Origin of the sequence: Azospirillum sp. (assembly GCF_035627195.1) — a bacterium.
In the GTDB taxonomy this organism is placed as follows: domain Bacteria; phylum Pseudomonadota; class Alphaproteobacteria; order Azospirillales; family Azospirillaceae; genus Azospirillum.
In genome coordinates this window covers 1-16553 of the sequence record NZ_DASPMG010000221.1, presented here as the reverse complement: position 1 = coordinate 16553, position 16553 = coordinate 1, and the positions used below count along the sequence as shown (strand labels likewise).

The 16553-nt window shown below is 70.4% G+C and carries 20 protein-coding genes and 3 tRNA genes; 13 read left to right on the top strand and 10 right to left on the bottom strand.

The annotated features are described in order from the left end of the window. The 3 genes from tuf to VED21_RS20180 form a co-directional block, all read right to left on the bottom strand. On the bottom strand, nt 1-912 hold a 912-nt coding region (tuf, locus tag VED21_RS20190), incomplete at its 3' end, for an elongation factor Tu (protein ID WP_324885355.1). 83 nt (nt 913-995) lie between these two features. Then, a tRNA-Gly gene (locus VED21_RS20185) sits at nt 996-1069 on the bottom strand. Nucleotides 1070-1135: 66 nt separating this feature from the next. Then, nucleotides 1136-1221, bottom strand: a tRNA-Tyr gene (locus VED21_RS20180). A 291-nt stretch (nt 1222-1512) separates the two neighbouring features. Here VED21_RS20180 and rlmB point away from each other — a divergent pair. The 6 genes from rlmB (at nt 1513) to VED21_RS20150 (ending at nt 3764) form a co-directional block, all read left to right on the top strand. Then, complete coding sequence (gene rlmB / locus VED21_RS20175; RefSeq protein WP_324885353.1) at nt 1513-2241, top strand: 23S rRNA (guanosine(2251)-2'-O)-methyltransferase RlmB; 729 nt, start codon at nt 1513-1515, stop codon at nt 2239-2241. Between the two features lie 58 nt (nt 2242-2299). Beyond that, nucleotides 2300-2375, top strand: a tRNA-Thr gene (locus tag VED21_RS20170). A gap of 260 nt (nt 2376-2635) precedes the next feature. After that, the gene (locus VED21_RS20165) at nt 2636-2923 is read left to right on the top strand and encodes a DUF1488 family protein (protein ID WP_324885351.1); all 288 of its coding nucleotides are present in this window, start codon (nt 2636-2638) and stop codon (nt 2921-2923) included. Nucleotides 2924-3015: 92 nt separating this feature from the next. Beyond that, entirely contained in the window at nt 3016-3243 is a 228-nt protein-coding gene (locus tag VED21_RS20160) for a hypothetical protein (protein ID WP_324885349.1), read from the top strand. Nucleotides 3244-3252: 9 nt separating this feature from the next. Then, nucleotides 3253-3414: a hypothetical protein gene (locus tag VED21_RS20155; protein ID WP_324885347.1), complete on the top strand. Its 162-nt coding sequence runs from the start codon at nt 3253-3255 to the stop codon at nt 3412-3414. Nucleotides 3415-3506: 92 nt separating this feature from the next. After that, a complete protein-coding gene (locus VED21_RS20150; RefSeq protein WP_324885345.1) occupies nt 3507-3764 on the top strand; it encodes a hypothetical protein in 258 nt (85 codons plus the stop codon). A gap of 121 nt (nt 3765-3885) precedes the next feature. Here the strand turns inward: VED21_RS20150 and VED21_RS20145 are convergent, their stop codons facing one another. From VED21_RS20145 to VED21_RS20135, 3 genes are all read right to left on the bottom strand, one after another. Continuing rightward, complete coding sequence (locus tag VED21_RS20145; protein ID WP_324885343.1) at nt 3886-4467, bottom strand: polysaccharide biosynthesis/export family protein; 582 nt, start codon at nt 4465-4467, stop codon at nt 3886-3888. A gap of 234 nt (nt 4468-4701) precedes the next feature. Further along, nucleotides 4702-5973, bottom strand: a complete 1272-nt coding sequence (locus VED21_RS20140) for an outer membrane beta-barrel protein (protein ID WP_324885341.1) — start codon at nt 5971-5973, stop codon at nt 4702-4704. 226 nt (nt 5974-6199) lie between these two features. Beyond that, the gene (locus VED21_RS20135) at nt 6200-7042 is read right to left on the bottom strand and encodes an NAD-dependent epimerase/dehydratase family protein (protein WP_324885339.1); all 843 of its coding nucleotides are present in this window, start codon (nt 7040-7042) and stop codon (nt 6200-6202) included. Nucleotides 7043-7153: 111 nt separating this feature from the next. Between VED21_RS20135 and VED21_RS20130 the strand changes: the two genes are divergently transcribed. From VED21_RS20130 to VED21_RS20105, 6 genes are all read left to right on the top strand, one after another. Further along, nucleotides 7154-7330, top strand: coding sequence for a hypothetical protein (locus VED21_RS20130; protein WP_324885337.1), 177 nt, complete (start codon nt 7154-7156; stop codon nt 7328-7330). A 313-nt stretch (nt 7331-7643) separates the two neighbouring features. Beyond that, the gene (locus VED21_RS20125) at nt 7644-8156 is read left to right on the top strand and encodes a MarR family transcriptional regulator (RefSeq protein ID WP_324885335.1); all 513 of its coding nucleotides are present in this window, start codon (nt 7644-7646) and stop codon (nt 8154-8156) included. 146 nt (nt 8157-8302) lie between these two features. Beyond that, a complete protein-coding gene (locus VED21_RS20120; protein ID WP_324885334.1) occupies nt 8303-9517 on the top strand; it encodes an ABC transporter substrate-binding protein in 1215 nt (404 codons plus the stop codon). 25 nt (nt 9518-9542) lie between these two features. Then, a complete protein-coding gene (locus VED21_RS20115; RefSeq protein ID WP_324885332.1) occupies nt 9543-11411 on the top strand; it encodes an ABC transporter permease in 1869 nt (622 codons plus the stop codon). Further along, nucleotides 11408-12151 carry an ABC transporter ATP-binding protein gene (locus VED21_RS20110; RefSeq protein ID WP_324885330.1) on the top strand — a complete coding sequence of 248 codons (744 nt, stop codon included), beginning with the start codon at nt 11408-11410 and terminating at the stop codon, nt 12149-12151. Before VED21_RS20115 ends, VED21_RS20110 begins: the two co-directional genes overlap by 4 nt. Beyond that, a complete protein-coding gene (locus VED21_RS20105) occupies nt 12148-12861 on the top strand; it encodes an ABC transporter ATP-binding protein (protein ID WP_324885328.1) in 714 nt (237 codons plus the stop codon). The genes VED21_RS20110 and VED21_RS20105 overlap by 4 nt, the downstream gene beginning before the upstream one ends. Before the next feature lie 9 nt (nt 12862-12870). Here the strand turns inward: VED21_RS20105 and VED21_RS20100 are convergent, their stop codons facing one another. Further along, complete coding sequence (locus VED21_RS20100; protein ID WP_324885326.1) at nt 12871-13113, bottom strand: hypothetical protein; 243 nt, start codon at nt 13111-13113, stop codon at nt 12871-12873. 54 nt (nt 13114-13167) lie between these two features. Next, nucleotides 13168-13962, bottom strand: coding sequence for a trehalose-phosphatase (gene otsB / locus VED21_RS20095; protein WP_324885324.1), 795 nt, complete (start codon nt 13960-13962; stop codon nt 13168-13170). A 428-nt stretch (nt 13963-14390) separates the two neighbouring features. Between otsB and nagA the strand changes: the two genes are divergently transcribed. Continuing rightward, nucleotides 14391-15530 (top strand): N-acetylglucosamine-6-phosphate deacetylase, encoded by a 1140-nt coding sequence (nagA, locus tag VED21_RS20090; RefSeq protein WP_324885322.1) that lies wholly within the window; start codon nt 14391-14393, stop codon nt 15528-15530. A 228-nt stretch (nt 15531-15758) separates the two neighbouring features. Here nagA and VED21_RS20085 read toward each other — a convergent pair whose 3' ends face one another. Together VED21_RS20085 and VED21_RS20080 are read right to left on the bottom strand one after the other, a co-directional pair. After that, nucleotides 15759-15974 (bottom strand): hypothetical protein, encoded by a 216-nt coding sequence (locus VED21_RS20085; RefSeq protein WP_324885320.1) that lies wholly within the window; start codon nt 15972-15974, stop codon nt 15759-15761. A 140-nt stretch (nt 15975-16114) separates the two neighbouring features. After that, nucleotides 16115-16553 (bottom strand): ROK family protein (locus tag VED21_RS20080; protein WP_324885318.1); only part of this gene is annotated, 439 nt, incomplete at its 5' end.

The following is a 16553-nucleotide window of genomic DNA, read 5'->3' as shown; positions in this document are numbered from 1 at the left end:
GTGCGGCGTGATCGAGCCCGGCTTGGCCAGAACCTGGCCGCGCTCCACGTCCTCACGCTTGGTGCCGCGCAGCAGCGCGCCGATGTTGTCGCCCGCCTCGCCCTGGTCGAGCAGCTTGCGGAACATCTCCACGCCCGTGACCGTGGTCTTGGTCGTGGCGCGCAGGCCGACGATCTCGACCTCCTCGCCGACCTTGATCACGCCGCGCTCGACGCGCCCCGTCACCACCGTGCCGCGGCCCGAGATCGAGAACACGTCCTCGATCGGCATCAGGAACGGACGGTCCTTCGGACGCTCCGGCTGCGGGATGTAGCGGTCGACCTCGGCCATCAGCGACAGCACCGCGTCGCGCCCGATCGCCGGCTCGCGGTCCTCCAGCGCGCACAGCGCCGAGCCCTTGACGATGGGGATCTCGTCGCCAGGGAACTGGTAGGAGGAGAGCAGCTCGCGCACCTCCAGCTCGACCAGCTCCAGCAGCTCCGGATCGTCGACCATGTCGACCTTGTTCATGAACACCACCAGCGCCGGCACGCCGACCTGGCGGGCCAGCAGGATGTGCTCGCGCGTCTGCGGCATCGGGCCGTCGGCGGCCGAGACCACCAGGATGGCGCCGTCCATCTGCGCCGCACCGGTGATCATGTTCTTCACGTAGTCGGCGTGGCCCGGGCAGTCGACGTGGGCGTAGTGACGGTTGGTCGTCTCGTACTCCACGTGCGCGGTCGAGATGGTGATGCCGCGCGCCTTCTCTTCCGGCGCCTTGTCGATCTGGTCGTAGGCGGTGAAGGTGGCGCCGCCGCTCTCGGCCAGCACCTTCGTGATCGCCGCCGTCAGCGACGTCTTGCCGTGGTCGACGTGGCCGATGGTGCCAATGTTGCAGTGCGGCTTGTTCCGCTCGAATTTCGCCTTCGCCATTGCCGTGTCTTTCGTTCCCGACGTTCCCGAGGCACAGATAAAGGGCCGGCCTGGAACTGCTCGTCTCCGGAAGGCGCGCAGACTGGAGCGGGTGAAGGGAATCGAACCCTCGTCGTAAGCTTGGAAGGCTTCTGCTCTACCATTGAGCTACACCCGCCTAAGTACCAAGCTCCGCTTGCGCCGCCGTCCGGAAGCAGCGCTCCCGGCTAGCCCTAGAATGAGATGGTGGAAGGGGTAGGATTCGAACCTACGTACGCTGACGCGGGCAGATTTACAGTCTGCTGCCTTTAACCACTCGGCCACCCTTCCTACGCCGTTCCGGGGGTGCGCCCCGAACGGAAGCCGCACTATGAGAATTTTTCGGGCCGTGTCAACACGTCTGAATGCACGGAGCGAAGAATTCTTTATACAGGTCCTCCGACCCGCGACTTCCGCCCCCGGAGTGCCATGACCCGCCCCCGCAAGCCCGCCCCCTCCGCCGCCGCGAAAACCGGCCAAAATGAACGCTCTCACGGCCAGAAGCCCGGCCGCGAGCGCCGTCCCGAGGCGCCGCGCGGGGGCGAGCGGCGCCCCGGCGGGCATGGCGGCGCGCCGGCCGGAATGCTGTACGGAATCCATCCCGTGGCCGCCGCCTGGACGAATCCGGAGCGCCGCGTGCGCCGTCTTCTGGCCACTGATTCGGGCCTAGAGGCGCTGGCCGACGCGTTCGCCGAGGCCAAGCGGCAGGGAATTGCCCGCCCCGAGCCGACTCCGGTGGAGCGCGCCGAGCTCGACCGCATCCTGCCGCCCGGCGCCGTGCACCAGGGCGTGGCGCTCGACGCCGGCCCGCTGCCGGAGATGGGCCTGGACGAGCTGTGCACCGCCGCGGGTGTCGATTCGCGGATGCTGGTGATCGTGCTGGATCAGGTGACCGACCCCCACAACGTCGGCGCGATCCTGCGCTCCGCCGCGGCCTTCGGCGCACGCGGCGTCCTGGTCACCGAGCGGCACGCGCCCGAGGTGACCGGCGTGCTGGCCAAGAGCGCGTCGGGTGCCCTGGAGGCCGTGCCGCTGATTCGCGTCGGCAACCTCGCCCAGGCTCTGGGGCAACTTCAGCAGGCGGGCTTCTGGTGCGTCGGGCTGGCCGAGTCGGGTGCGCGCACGCTGGCGGAACTGGACTTCTCCGGGCGCACGGCGATCGTGCTGGGGGCCGAGGGTCCCGGCCTGCGCCGCCTCACCATGGAGCGCTGCGACGAGATCGCCCGCCTGCCGACGCAAGGGCCCATCGGCAGCCTGAACGTGTCCAACGCCGCCGCCGTGGCGCTGTACGAGGTTGCACGGCGACGGTAGGCGCACTTGTCCGCGGCGCGGCGGGACGCTAGTCTGTGCCCCCGTCGTCGCACGGCATGCCGGATTAGCTCAGTTGGTAGAGCAGCTGATTTGTAATCAGAAGGTCGCGGGTTCAAATCCTGCATCCGGCACCATTTTTCGTCGCATTGGGCTTTCGTCGATTCGCGCACCGGTCGGCCTATGCAGGGAGCCGGGATCGCCGATTCGGCCTGCGTCTCTCTCGCATTCCGACATCGAACGGAGCCGCCCGGCTTCGCCGTCCCGTACCCCGCCTCCCCTTTCGCGCGGAGAGGCGGGACGCGTTAGATTCCGAGTCGACCCGACGCCATGGGGTCGCCTCCCTGTTCAACTGGCCCGCCCGCCGACCGGGCGGGCCGTTTTTCTGCGAGGCGCCATGCCGATCTTCGTCTTCCCCGATGAGCCGGTCTGGAACGAGGAGGCCGATGCGGTGGAATTCGCCGTCGAGGTCGGAGAGTACCGCGGCCGCGTCTTCGTGCCGCGCCGCGCCCTGCAGACCCTGCTCGGCCACACCCCGAAGCCGGAGGAGGCGCTGCAGGCCGTCAGCCTCGAACCGGCGGTGTTTGAACGGGCCGTGGAACTGCGCATCACCGATCGCGCGCTCGACCCCGACGCCAACATCCACCTGACCGCCCGGGACATCCGCCGCGCCGCGCCGCAATAGGCGATTCGGGCAGCGATTCGGGCAGCAGGTGCGTTTCGGATGAATTGCTCAATCAACGGTCCGTGCTACGATCCCGGTGGGAGGCACGACGCATGAGTCACGACCAGCAGCACGCGGGTGGCGGGACCGACGGTGCCGGGCGCCCGCTCGGCTTCCTGGTCCGTTCCTTCCCGGAGGATCCGGACTGCGTCGGCGTCCGCATCACCGACCGCGAGTACCTGCTGACCCGCCAGGACGCCATCGAACTAGCGCTGCTGCTGCTCGATTCGGCCGGGGTGAACCTCCTGAGCGGCCTCGCGCCGCCGAACTCCAGCCGCTAGAAGGCCCCCGTGGACGCAGAACGCGCGATCACCCTCCTCGTCCTCGGCGCCGCCATCATCGGCGTCGGCGTGGCGCTGCACCGGCAGGGGGCGCTGGGCCGCGGCGCCCTGGCCCTCGTCGTCGCCATGACGGTGACGATCGTCGGCTTCCTGTTCCTCACCTATTCCTGACGGGACCTATTCCTGACGGGAACCCGCCCGCGGCGCCTCGGTTCACAGGGGACGAACGTCCCGCAACCGAACGCCGACGGAAGGCTGCCCGCATGGCTTCTGAGAACGATCCGACCAAGCGCCCGCCCAACACGGCGGCCGAGCGCCTGCGCACCGACATCGACGCCGGGCGCACCGGCGACAAGGTCCCGCACCCCGACCCCGCCGCGGCCCCCCTGGGCACCGACGACGAGGCCGCCGGCACCCGGCCGCCTCCCGCCATCGCCGACGACCGCATCGCACCGGAGAACGCGCGCATGCCGCCCGGACAGAAGAAGGGCCCCACCCGCGGCGACCCCTACAGCGGCTGAACCGAGGGGGCCGCCCCCCGGAACGGAAGAACCCCGCCGGCGGATAAGCCGGCGGGGTTCGGTCGTGCGCGTCCGTACGGACGCGGCGGCAGGGACCTCCGTGGGCGCCCGTCCGAGCCGATCAGAAATAGCGCTCGGCGATGCGGACCACGTCGTCCGGCATGACCCGCGTGGTGATCGGGGCCTTGTAGGTCCCCTTCTTCGGGTCCGAGCCGCGCGTGATGAGGATGAAGTCCTCCTTGGCGCGGTAGGTGAAGCCACCGGCCATGGCGATGGCCGACAGCGCGGTCATGCCGTTGACGTACTGGTACTGGCCGGGGTTGCGCACCTCGCCCAGGATGAAGAACGGGCGGTGGTTCAGCACTTCGACGCTGACCTTGGCGTCCTTGACGTAGCCCTGCGACAGGCGCTTGGAGATGTCCTGCTCCAGCGCGCGGGTGGTGCGGTCCCTGGCCGGCACCTCGCCGATCAGCGGCATGGCGACCTGGCCCGCGCCGTCCACGCGGAACTCGCCCGACAGCTGGTCCTCACCGAAGACGATGACGCGCACGGCGTCGCCCGGGCCCAGGCGGTAGTCGGTGGACATCGCCAGGCCTTCCGGCTCCATCGGGGCGTCGATGCCGGCGCAGCCGGACATACCGGCGCCGACGGCGGCGCCGATCACGGACATCCCGAGCACGCGGAACAACTTACGTCGATTCATCCCAAACCCTTCCCTCGCTCGTGTTGCCGAACGGATTGCCGCGCCCGGCGCGGCAGCCCCCGGTGGTTCCGAGTAGAAAGTAGCAACTCGCGGCGGTTCGGGAAAAAGTGGAGACGAATTACCCCCTGGGGGCGGATCGGCTAGACCCCTTTGGAGGTCCCCAAAACGAAAGCGCCCGCCGAATTGGCGGGCGCCTTTATACCTGACCTACGACCCCTATGACTTCAGCGCTGTTTAAAGCTGAGCGCCGAGGCGCAGGTATATGAGGTTGTCTTTGTAATCGTTGACGCTGTTCGACTTGCGGCTCTCGAAGGTGTAGCCGCCCGTCAGGAAGAGGTTGCGGTTGATGTTGTAGGTGGCACCAGCGCCCAGCGTGTAGACCTTGTCCGAGCGGTCGATGCCGTTGAACTCGTCCTGGCGGTACTGGATGCGGCCGTTGAGCAGCAGCGAGCGCAGCAGCTCGTGGTCGACGCCCACGGCGAACAGCGTGCGGGTGTAGCTCGACGCCAGGGCCACGCCCTGGAACGCCGTCGTTTCGCGCACCGTCCGGCTGACCCGGCCCTGCACGGTGGTCAGCTGCGTTACCGTCCAGGTCAGCGAGCCGCCGAAGCCGATGCCGCTGAAGTCCTTCAGGCGCGGATCGCTGTAATCCTTGGAAAGGTAGCCGACGTAGGCTTCGCCGGTCAGCAGGCCGGTCAGGTCGGCGGAGGCGCCGACGGCGAACTCCTGGCCCGTCGAATCGCGCTCGAAGCCCGCGAAGTCGGTGTCGCGGCGGTAGCTGGTCTTGCTCAGCGCGCCCTGGACGAAGGCCTCGTAGCCGTCCATGAACTCATAGCCGACGCGCGCCGTGCCGGCGTATTCCCAGCGGTTGCGGTCGTCCTGCGGATCGATGAAGCCGCCCACCAGCCTGGCGTCGTCGAACTCGTAGTAGGTCGCCTGACCGCTCAGCCGGGCGCGGATGCGGTTGAAGGTCTGGCGCACCCCCACCTCGCCGCCGGTGGTGCGATAGATGATCGGCTCGTCGACCGAGAACAGCACGTCCGGGTCGCCCGGGCTCTCGTGGTTGCGACGGTGGAACAGCTCGGCCGACAGCGCGGTGCTGCGCGTGATGTCCAGTCGGCCGTTGGCGTTGAGCTGGTAGTCTTCGTAGTTCAGGCGCTTGAACTCGCGGAAGCGCGCGACGTCCGCCTGGGCGGTGAAGTTCAGGGCGTGGTTGTTCCAGTCGGAACGCACGGCCACCTGCGGGCGGAGCAGGAAGATGAAGTCGTGCTCGGTGTTGTCCTGCGTCGCGAAGACGTTGCTGTCGTAGGTCGTGCCCGCCTCGACGCGCGGCAGGATGTTGAACCCGCCCGCGCGCACGCCGAGCTGCTCGACCTCGGGGCGGCGACGCTCCAGCACCGTCTCGCCACGCTGGAGATCCTGGGCGGTGGCCGGAGCGGAAGTCTGGACGGTCAGGCCGGCCGCCGTGACGGCGAGGGCGAAAATCGACAGGGAGGTGTGCTTCATTGGGTCACCGCGCTAAGGCTAGACGGCCAAGGGAATGCATTGTACGCCGTCCCGCGCCGGAACGGTCAATGGATGCAAAGACAACTCACACCGTGACGCCAAGGCAACAGTGAAGCAAGGCCGCCAGGGTTTTTGCGCGCCGCTGTGTTCCTGGCGCAACAAAACACGCTGTTTACGCGCAACCACGCCGCCCGTTTCATCGCGGACCAAGACGAAGGTTATAGATCTACTCGGCGGAACGCAGGCGCCGGCCGACCGCGCGGCACAGCTCTTCCAGCCGCCCGGCGGGACTCAAGGGACCGATGGCGGTCTGCAGGCGGTCGACGTTCAGGACGAACTCGTCGTGGTGGCGCGGGTCGGTGATGCGCAGTTCGCCGGCCCCGTACCCTTCCATCACCCACAGCGCCAGCCGCCCCACCTCGACCGCGTAGCCGGAGCCGACGTTGAACGTGCCGGTCAGGCCGCGCTCCAGCACCGCCGCCAGGGCACGGGCGAAATCGTCGTCGGGCAGGAAGTCGCGCCGCACGAACGGGCTGACGTCGAAGCGGATGCACCCCTGCGCCGCCAGCGTGTCCAGCATGCGGTTCATGAACATGGCCCGGCCGGGCACCCGGTCGAAGCCCACAATGTTGGCGATGCGCAGCACCGTCAGCCGTTCGCCCAGCAGGGCGCGCAGCGCCTCCTCCGTGCGCAGCTTGTTGGCGCCGTAATGGTCGGTGGGGCCGAGCGGCGCATCCTCGGCCGCCCCGCCGGCCTCCAGGTCGGCCAGCGCGGCCGGGTCATAGACCTTGCGCGTGCTGAGCAGGACAAAGCCCAGCGCCCGGTCGGCGGCGGCGCGGCCGACGGCGAGGTCGGCGTCCTTGGCCGGATCGTAGGGCGTGCGCCGGGTGTCCGGATGGAGCGCGAAGTTGACCACCGTACGGATGCCGTCGAACACGCCCGGACGGTCCAGTTCGCCGTGACTGACGAAGCGGCACGGCGGCCGCGCCGCGCAGGCGGCGAACGCGCCGGCCAGGACGCTGTTGCGGCCGACGACCAGGATCTCGGGACGGGCTTCGGGCGCGGCCATGGGGGCCTCCAATACGGCGGCGCGGCGCGGCGAACGACCGGCTGCCCGGAAGGGGTGCCCGGTTGACCGCGCCGCCGCCGCGCACAGGTCACAGGCCAGGAGGTACAGACCATGGCCAACGACGTCAACGCACCCCGCGACCTGCCGAAATCGCCGAAGCGCCCGGCGGACCAGACCACGCCCCCCTACACGCCCGGCGGCGTGACGCCGCCGGAAGGCGACATTCCGCACTCCACCGAGGAGCGCACGCCGCCGCCGTCGACCCTTCCCCCGAAACGCGCTCCCTGATCGGCACGCCCCGAGTCGCGCCCGGCACGGCCCCGCTCGATCCTGCGAGTCGGGGCCGTAGGCGCGCTTATAGTTAGCATTTTCTTAAATTTCGCCCGGAATTTGCCATAACTGTGGCCGTATGCCGCAGCAAACGGCTTCGGAATCCGTTGCCGCACGAATCACCGTTCCCTACTCTTGTTCTTAAGAGGTATTACCTAGGGCATAGATAACCGAGGCGGAACTCGCCGAAGGACCTAAACGACACGCCGTGACTCCGGGCGACTCCGTCCGGGGACGCTCCTGCGGTAGCGACAAAAGCGAGGCGACGGACATGCGCACGATGACTGCTTACAAGATCGAGACGGACCTGGCACCGGCCAACAGCCAGGAGCCGCTCGCCCAACCGCTCGCCCAGGATGCCGCGCTGTCCGAGGAATACTCGCTGGCCGAGCAGATCAACCACCGCCTGCGCCGCGCCCACCAGCGCGCCAGCGGCATCTTCCTGGAAACCATCGGCGACGGGCAGCTGACGCCCACGCAGTGGTCCGCCCTGGTAACGCTGAAGCGCGAAGGCGCGTTATCGCAGAACCAGCTCGGCCGCCTCACCTACATGGACCCGGCCACCACGCAGGGCGTCATCCTGCGCCTGGTCGAGCGCGGTCTGGTGGAGCGCCATCCGGACCCGCAGGACCGCCGCCGCACCAGCGTGCGCCTGACCCGCAACGGCCAGACCACCGTCGCGGCGCTGCTGCCGAACGCCGTGCAGGCGCACGCCCGCACGCTGGAGCCGCTGAACGACGACGAGCGCCGGCAGTTCCTCGATCTGCTGGCCCGGCTGATGTAATTCTTTCGCCCAATCCTTCGCTCGGTAATTCTTTCGCGGGGGCGGCGAACCGGAACGGTGACTTTTCGCGCGGGTTTGATATGAACGGCGGGGGCCGCAAGGCTTCCGCCCGCCCTTCCCGACCGTTTGACGATGCCGGACCACCCATGAACCGCCGCAACACCCTGCACCTGCTTGGCGCCGCCGCGCTGCTGCTGGCCGGCGCCGCGCCCGCCTCCGCCCAAACCCCGGCGCCGATCCGCGTGGGCGAGATCAACAGCTACACCGGCCTGCCGGCCTTCACCGTCCCCTACCGCAACGGCTGGCAGCTGGCGGTGGAGGAAGTGAACGCGGCCGGCGGCCTGCTCGGCGGCCGCAAGCTGGAGGTGATCTCGCGCGACGACGCCGGCAAGCCGGACGACGCCGTGCGCATCGCCGGCGAGTTGCTGAGCAACGAGAAGGTGGATCTGCTGACCGGCACCTACTTCTCCAACGTCGGGCTGGCGGTGGCCGACTTCGCCGCGCGCAACAAGGTGCCCTTCGTGGCGGGCGAGCCGCTGACCGACGCCATGACCTGGGCCAAGGGCAACCGCTACACGTGGCGCCTGCGCCCCAGCACCTACATGCAGGCCGCCATGCTGGTGGAGGAGGCGGCGAAGCTGCCCGCCAAGCGCTGGGCCACGGTGGCGCCCAACTACGAATACGGCCAGTCGGCGGTGAACTGGTTCAAGCAGCTCCTGAAGGCCAAGCGCCCGGACGTCGAGTTCGTGGCCGAGCAGTGGCCGGCCCAGGGCAAGCTGGAAGCCGGGCCGACCGTGCAGGCGCTGGCCGCGTCCAACCCCGACGCCATCTTCAACGTCACCTTCGGCGCCGACCTCGCCAAGTTCGTGCGCGAGGGCGACAACCGCGGCCTGTTCGAGAAACGCACCGTCGTCAGCGTCCTGACCGGCGAGCCGGAATACCTGGAGCCGATGAAGGACGAGGCGCCGCAGGGCTGGATCGTCACCGGCTACCCCTGGGCGCAGATCGAGACGCCCGACCACAAGGCCTTCCTGGACGCCTACCGCAAGCGCTTCAACGACACGCCGCGCCTGGGCTCGGTGGTCGGCTACGCCATGATGAAGGCGGTCGCCGCCGCCATCGCCAAGGCCGGATCGACCGAGCCGGAGAAGGTGGTGGACGCGCTGGCCGGCCTGACCCTGCCCAGCCCCTTCGGCCAGATCACCTTCCGCGCCGTCGACCATCAGGCGACCATGGGCGCCTTCGTCGGCAAGACCGGCGTGAAGGACGGCAAGCCGACGATGGTCGACTGGCGTTACGCCGACGGCGCCGCCTACCTGCCGCCCGACGACGTGGTCCGCACCCTGCGGCCGGCGGAGTAGCCGCGCCGGCGGCGCGGTGTCAGCGATGGACTTCTACCTCGTCCAGTTCCTGAGCGGTCTGGCGCAGGCGGCGACGCTGTTCCTGGTGTCGTCCGGGCTGTCGATCATCTTCGGCGTCACCCGCATCGTGAACTTCGCGCACGGCTCCTTCTACATGCTGGGCGCCTATCTGGCCTGGAGCCTCGTGGAGCGCTGGGGCGGCACCGTCTACGGCTTCTGGGGCGGCGTGCTGCTGGCGGCCCTGCTGGTGGGCGCGCTGGGCGCCGTGATGGAGGTGGTGCTGCTGCGCCGCCTCTACCGCTCGCCGGAGCTGTTCCAGCTGCTCGCCACCTTCGGCGTGGTGCTGGTGATCCAGGACGTCGCCGCCTGGGCCTGGGGGCCGGAGGATCTGCTGGGCCGCCGCGCCCCGCTGCTGCGCGGCGGGGTGGACGTGATGGGACGGCCCTTCCCGCTTTACGACCTTGCCCTGATCGTTTTGGGCGCCGTGGTCCTGGCGGCGCTGCTTCTGCTGTTCCACCGCACGCGCTGGGGCACGCTGGTGCGCGCCGCCACGCAGGACCGCGAGATGGCGGCCGCACTCGGCGTCGATCAGGCCAAGCTGTTCACCGGCGTGCTGTTCCTGGGCTCCGCCCTGGCCGGGCTGGGCGGCGCACTGCAGGTGCCGCGCGAGGCGGTCAACCTGCACATGGACATGGCCATCGTCGTCGAGGCGTTCGTCGTGGTGGTCGTCGGCGGCATGGGCAGCCTGGGCGGGGCCGCCGTCGCCTCGCTGCTGATCGGCCAGCTGCAGGCGTTCGGCATCCTGGTCTTCCCGCAGATCACGCTGGTGCTGGTGTTCCTGTTCATGGCGGTGGTGCTGGTGCTGCGCCCCTACGGCCTGCTGGGCCGCAAGGAGGACGCGCCGCCATCGGCATCCGCGGCCGGTCCGCCGCTGGTCACCGGCGGGCGGGCGGCGTCGCTGGCGCCGCTCGCCATCCTGCTGGTGCTGGCGCTGGTGCCGCTGGTGGCCGGCGAGTACGCGCTGATCATCATCACCGAGGTGATCATCCTGGCGCTGGTGGCCGCCAGCCTGCACCTGCTGATCGGGCTGGGCGGCCTCGTCTCCTTCGGCCACGCCGCGTACTTCGGGCTGGGCGCCTACGGGGCGGCGCTGCTGGTGAAGCACCTGGAGGCGCCGATGCCGCTGGCCCTGGCCGGCGCGCCGCTGCTGGCCGGGCTGGGGGCGCTGCTGGCCGGCTGGTTCTGCGTGCGCCGGTCGGGCCTCTACTTCGCCATGCTGACGCTGGCCTTCGCGCAGATCGCGTGGTCGGTGGCGTTCCAGTGGTCGGCGGTGACGGGCGGCGACAACGGCATCCTCGGCGTCTGGCCGCCGGGCTGGGCCTCCTCCAAGGCGGTCTACTACGAACTCACGCTGGTGCTGGCCGGCGGCGCCATCTGGCTGCTGCGCCGGGCCGCCTTCGCGCCGTTCGGCTACACGCTGCGCGCCGGCCGCGATTCGGCGTTACGGGCGGAGGCGATCGGCATCGACGTGCGCCGCCACCAGTGGCTGGCCTTCACGCTGGCCGGCACCTGCGCCGGGCTGGCCGGCGGCCTCTATGCCTTCTCCAAGGGCAGCGTCTTCCCCACGCTGATGGCCGTGCCGGTGTCGGTCGACGCTCTGGTCATGGTGCTGATGGGCGGCATCCAGACGGTGACCGGCCCCGTCGTGGGTGCGGTGGTCTTCCAGTTGCTGGAGACCGAGGTGATGCGCCTGACCGAGTACTGGCGCCTGATCCTCGGCCTCATCATCATCGCCCTGGTTCTGGCCTTCCCCGACGGGATCGTCGGCTTCGCCCGGCGCCTGTGGTCGCGCGGCCCCTCGTCGGGCCGGGCCGACGCGGAGGAGTCGGCATGACCCGGCTGGCGGTGGAGGGTCTGTGCCGCGCCTTCGGCGGGGTCAAGGCGGTGGACGACGTGTCCTTCGCCCTGCACGAGGGCGAGCTGCTGGCCCTGATCGGCCCGAACGGCGCCGGCAAGACCACCTGCTTCAACCTGCTGAACGGCCAGCTGCGCCCTGACGCCGGCAGCATCCGCCTGGACGGGGCGGAGCTGGTCGGCCTGCCGCCGCGCCGCATCTGGCGCATGGGTGTGGCGCGCACCTTCCAGATCACCGCCACCTTCGCCTCCATGACCGTGCGCGAGAACGTGCAGATGGTGCTGCTCTCGCGCCTGGGGCGCCTGCACGGGCTGCTCGCCCGCGCCACGCACGCCTGCCGGGACGAGGCCATGGCCATGCTGGAGCGCGTCGGCATCTCCCCCCTCGCCGAGCGCCCTTGCGGCGTGCTGGCCTATGGCGACCTCAAGCGGGTCGAGCTGGCGATGGCGCTGGCCAGCGAGCCGCAACTGCTGCTGATGGACGAGCCGGCGGCCGGCATGGCCCCATCCGAACGGCAGGAGTTGATGGCGCTGACCTCCTCCCTGGTGCGCGAGCGCGGCCTCGCCGTGCTGTTCACCGAGCACGACATGGACGTGGTGTTCGGCCACGCCGACCGCATCCTGGTGCTCGACCGCGGCCGGCTGATCGCGCAAGGGCCGCCCGACGCGGTGCGCGCCGACGAGCGCGTGCAGGCCGTCTACCTGGGAGAGGGGCTGTGAGCGCGCCGTTGCTCGAGGTGCGGGACCTGCACGCGTGGTATGGCCGCGCACACATCCTGATGGGCGTTGACCTCACCGTGGGGCGTGGCGAGGTGGTGGCGCTGATGGGCCGCAACGGGGCCGGCAAGTCCACCACGCTCAAGGGCATCATGGGCCTCGTCGACCGCCGCCAGGGCCATGTGGCCTTCGCCGGGCGCGACATCGCCGCCCTGCCCCCGCACCGCATCGCCCGCCTCGGCGTCGGCTACGTGCCGGAGGAGCGGCGCATCTTCACCGAGTTGACCGTGCGCGAGAACCTGGAGGTCGGCCGCCAGGATCCCCGCACGCAAGCCCCCACCTGGACGCCCGATCGGCTCTACGCCCTGTTCCCCAACTTGGCCGAGATGAAGGACCGCCGCGGCGGCCGCATGAGCGGCGGCGAGCAGCAGATGCTGACGCTCGCCCGCACGCTGATGGGCAACCCGGCCCTCCTCCTCCTCGACGAACCGTCGGAGGGCTTGGCCCCGCGCATCGTGCAGCAGATGGCCGACGCCATCCGCGCCCTGAAGGCGGAGGGGCTGTCGGTCCTGGTGTCGGAGCAGAACCTCGCCTTCGCCGCCGCCGTCGCCGACCGCGCCGCCGTCATCGAGAAGGGCCGCATCCGCTGGGAAGGCACCATGGCCGCCCTGCGCGAGGACGAGGCCGCGCGCAAGGCGTATCTGGCGGTGTAACGTCAGGCGCTACGCCGTCACGTCCAGCAGCTTCTTCGTCATGTCGGCGCTGGTCTGGAGCACCTTGGCGTTCACCGCGAAGTCCAGCTGCGCCGAGGTCACGTCGACGATCACCGCCGGGTCGAGGTTGCCGGACGCGATCTGCTGGGTTGCGGCGTCGGCGCGCGCCTGGGCGTTCTGAACGCCGGCCAGGGCCGCCGCCATGGGGTCGGGAAGCGGCATCGCCGGTGCGCCGGTCGGGCTGATGTCCATGGCGATGCCTCCAATGCCGCTCGAATCCTCAAGGCCGAGCCTACGCCCGCGTCCTTAACGGCCCGTGAATTGGCCGATGTATTCCGTCAGCCGCTCCAGGAAGGCCCGTACCTCGGCCGGGTCGCGCAGGCTCCAGCCGGCGGCGGTCGGGCCGGGCGTGTCCATCACGCGCACGCCGATGCCGCGCCCGTCCAGCGCCCGGAAGGCGTCCTCGTCCGTTTCGTCGTCGCCCAGGTACAGCGGCACCGCGTCCCGCAGGCCCAGCGCGTCGATCAGCGCCAGCACCGCGCGGCCCTTGTCCCACGGCAGGTTGGGGCGCAGCTCGTGGATCTCCTTGCCGCCGGTCAGGCGCAGGTCGGCGTGCGCGGCCACCACGGCGCGCACCGCCTCCGCCACCGCCGGCTTGGCCGCCGGGTCGGCTTGGCGCGTGTGCACGGCGATGGCGAAGCGCTTGCGTTCCACCAGCACGCCCGGCACGCCGGCCAGCTTGGCGCGCAGGTCCGCCTCCGCCGCGTCCAGCGCCGGCACGTACTCCAGCCCGATCTGCGTGCGCAGGCCGGGACCGCGCATGTCGTAGCCGTGGCTGCCGGCGTAGACCAGCGTGTCGATCCCCACCAGCCCCCGCACGTCGTCGAGGTCGCGCCCGCTCACCACCGCCACCGGGCAGCGTTGCGCCAGCGCGGCCACCGCCGCCCGTGTCTCCGGGTCGAGCACCGCGAGGTCCGGCCGCGCCACGATCGGCGTCAGCGTTCCGTCGTAGTCGAGGAACACCGCCGGGCGGCGCCCGCCCAGCGATGCCGCCAGCGAGTCGAAGCTTTGCAGGGCGGAAGGATGGTCAGCATGCGGCATGCGCGGGGGGCTCCCTGTGGTCCGGTACCCTGGGGGAACGCTTCTCACGCCAGCATGTCACGGCCCGATCATCAGACCCGATAACCAACTGTTGCGCTGGGGCAACACCGCACCCCCAAAACACAACGGCCCCGCGAGGGGGCCGTGTTTTTGCTGTTGCCGTGGGGTGTGGATTTGTTAATTTTGCAGTGCAGCAAGCGATTGCTGCTTCGCCCTTCTTGGGCGTTTCCTCCCTAAACTCAGGCCGCTGCTCTCAGCGGCCTTTTTTCTGCCAGAAAACCCCCGCTTAAGGCAAGCCCTGACGAAAGGAATACCCCCGACGCGTCTCCTCGGGCGCAACGATCGGCCGATCGCGGGTGGATTTCGTGCATGCCCCTTGCCTCGACTCCGGGCCGGAGGTTAGCTGCCGCGGCAGGAGGACTATGCCCATGGAAGCCCTGACCAACGCCGCCGTCCACACCGGCGACGCCGTGCTGCCCGGTGCGGCTGTGCTGATCGACGGCGGCCGGATCGCCGAGGTCCGCCCGGCCGGCGACGTGCCGGCGGGCGTGCCGGTGCGCGACTTGGGCGGCGGCATCCTGGCGCCGGGCTTCATCGACCTGCAGGTCAACGGCGGCGGCGGCGCGCTGTTCAACGAGTCGCCGGACGCACAGACGCTGCGCCGCATCGCCCGCGCGCACCGGCGCTTCGGCACCACCGGCCTGCTGCCCACCGTCATCACCGATTCGCGGGACGTGCGCCGCGCCGCCGTGGCCGCCGTGCAGCAGGCCATGGCCGACGGCGAGCCCGGCATCCTCGGCATCCACCTGGAGGGGCCGCACATCAACGCGGAGCGCCGCGGCGTGCACGACGCCCGCTTCATCGCCCCGCTGGACGCCGAGGACATTGCACTCCTCACATCCCTCGCCCCCGCCCCCACGCTGGTCACCCTGGCGCCGGAGCTGGTGCCGGCCGACGCCATCCGCGCGCTGGCCGCCGCCGGGGTGCGCGTCGCCGCCGGCCACACCGCCGCGACGTGGGAGCAGATGCGCGCCGGATTTGAAGCCGGCATCGGCGCCGTCACCCACCTCTACAACGCCATGAGCCAGCTGGCCGGGCGCGAGCCGGGCGCGGTGGGCGCGGCACTGGCCGAGGACTCCTGCCACTGCGGCATTATCGTCGACGGCCACCACGTGCACGACGACGCCGTCCGCCTCGCCTGGAAGGCGAAGCCGCCGGGCACGCTGTTCCTGGTGACCGACGCCATGCCCCCGGTGGGCGCCCCCGAAGGCGACTTCACGCTCTACGGCGAGACCGTCACCGTGCGCGACGGCCGCTGTGTCAGCGCCGACGGGCGGCTCGCCGGCTCGGCGCTCGACATGGCCACGGCGGTGCGCAACTGCGTGCGGCGCATCGGCATCCCGCTGGAGGAGGCGCTGCGCATGGCCTCGACCTACCCCGCCCGGTTCATGGGCCTGGACGGCCAGCGCGGCCGCATCGCGCCGGGCCTCGCCGCCGACCTCGTCCACTTGGACGGGGATCTGCGCCCCCGCGCCACCTGGATCGCCGGAAAAATGGAGCCGTGCTGAACTGCACGCTCCCCCTCCGCCGCGTTCTGTCGTATAGAGGCGTCCATCCCGCCATACCCATGCCTTGGGAGACTCCCGATGGACTTCGCCATCATCGCCCTGATCGTCGCGTTCTTCTTCTGGCAGACGATCACCGACTGAGCACTGCCGACCCCGCCGGAGGCCCCGCGTAACCGCGCCGGGCCTCCCGGGTGGGGTGTCTTTCTATCCGCCTACTTGGCCACCCGCCTACTCGGCCGCCGTCGCCCGGACGGTCGGCACCGTTTCCGTGATCCGGTGGCGCGCCTCGTTCAGGCGCATCAAGGCCTCCATGATCAGCCCGACGGCCTCGTGCGCATCGGCGCCACCCTTCCCCGCCAGCAACGGTTCTAGCTGCGCCGCCGCCGCCTCCAGGTGACGGGCGGCGGCATCGACACGCTGCTCCGGCCGCGCGCCCGTTAGCATACGAGTATATGCAGAACGGTTTGCAACGTGCGAAACACCGGCGGGCGGGCACCGCCGGCCCTCAGGTTTTCTGCGGATCATAAGGGCTTCCCCATCAAGGATGGGCCGCAGCCACGCAAGGCGCATGCCAATGCGTGTGGTCAGCGCGGCCACAGCCACGCGGCCCCCCGCATGCCGCTTTCCGCGCCATGATGCGCCGGCAGCAAGCGGGTGCGCGGCTGCGACGCCAGGGCGTAGCGGCCCCAGCGCGCCGGCACCGAATCGTACAAGCCCGGCAGGCCGGACAGCCCGCCGCCCACGACGATCGCGTCGGGATCGACGATGTCGATCAGCACCGCCAGCGCCCGCGCCAGCGCGTCCGCGAAGTGGTCCAGCGTCGCCCGCGCCGCCGCGTCGCCGGTCGTGGCGCGCGCGGCGATCTCCGGTCCGGCCAGCGCTTCGCCCGTCCGCCGCGCGTGCAGGCGCGCCAGCCCGCCGCCGCTCAACAGCGTCTCGATGCAGCCCGGCCGGCCGCAGCCGCAGGTCTCGGGGGGGCCGTCCTCCTCCCGCCGCCAGGGCAGCGGCGTGTGCCCCCATTCC

Excerpts from the sequence above, each read along its gene's own strand:
- rlmB (WP_324885353.1), top strand. The coding sequence starts at position 1,513 with ATGCTGTACGGAATCCATCCCGTGGCCGCCGCCTGGACGAATCCGGAG.
- VED21_RS20165 (WP_324885351.1), top strand. The coding sequence starts at position 2,636 with ATGCCGATCTTCGTCTTCCCCGATGAGCCGGTCTGGAACGAGGAGGCC.
- VED21_RS20160 (WP_324885349.1), top strand. The coding sequence starts at position 3,016 with ATGAGTCACGACCAGCAGCACGCGGGTGGCGGGACCGACGGTGCCGGG.
- VED21_RS20150 (WP_324885345.1), top strand. The coding sequence starts at position 3,507 with ATGGCTTCTGAGAACGATCCGACCAAGCGCCCGCCCAACACGGCGGCC.
- VED21_RS20145 (WP_324885343.1), bottom strand. The coding sequence starts at position 4,467 with ATGAATCGACGTAAGTTGTTCCGCGTGCTCGGGATGTCCGTGATCGGC.
- VED21_RS20140 (WP_324885341.1), bottom strand. The coding sequence starts at position 5,973 with ATGAAGCACACCTCCCTGTCGATTTTCGCCCTCGCCGTCACGGCGGCC.
- VED21_RS20135 (WP_324885339.1), bottom strand. The coding sequence starts at position 7,042 with ATGGCCGCGCCCGAAGCCCGTCCCGAGATCCTGGTCGTCGGCCGCAAC.
- VED21_RS20130 (WP_324885337.1), top strand. The coding sequence starts at position 7,154 with ATGGCCAACGACGTCAACGCACCCCGCGACCTGCCGAAATCGCCGAAG.
- VED21_RS20125 (WP_324885335.1), top strand. The coding sequence starts at position 7,644 with ATGCGCACGATGACTGCTTACAAGATCGAGACGGACCTGGCACCGGCC.
- VED21_RS20120 (WP_324885334.1), top strand. The coding sequence starts at position 8,303 with ATGAACCGCCGCAACACCCTGCACCTGCTTGGCGCCGCCGCGCTGCTG.
- VED21_RS20115 (WP_324885332.1), top strand. The coding sequence starts at position 9,543 with ATGGACTTCTACCTCGTCCAGTTCCTGAGCGGTCTGGCGCAGGCGGCG.
- VED21_RS20110 (WP_324885330.1), top strand. The coding sequence starts at position 11,408 with ATGACCCGGCTGGCGGTGGAGGGTCTGTGCCGCGCCTTCGGCGGGGTC.
- VED21_RS20100 (WP_324885326.1), bottom strand. The coding sequence starts at position 13,113 with ATGGACATCAGCCCGACCGGCGCACCGGCGATGCCGCTTCCCGACCCC.
- otsB (WP_324885324.1), bottom strand. The coding sequence starts at position 13,962 with ATGCCGCATGCTGACCATCCTTCCGCCCTGCAAAGCTTCGACTCGCTG.
- nagA (WP_324885322.1), top strand. The coding sequence starts at position 14,391 with ATGGAAGCCCTGACCAACGCCGCCGTCCACACCGGCGACGCCGTGCTG.
- VED21_RS20085 (WP_324885320.1), bottom strand. The coding sequence starts at position 15,974 with ATGCTAACGGGCGCGCGGCCGGAGCAGCGTGTCGATGCCGCCGCCCGT.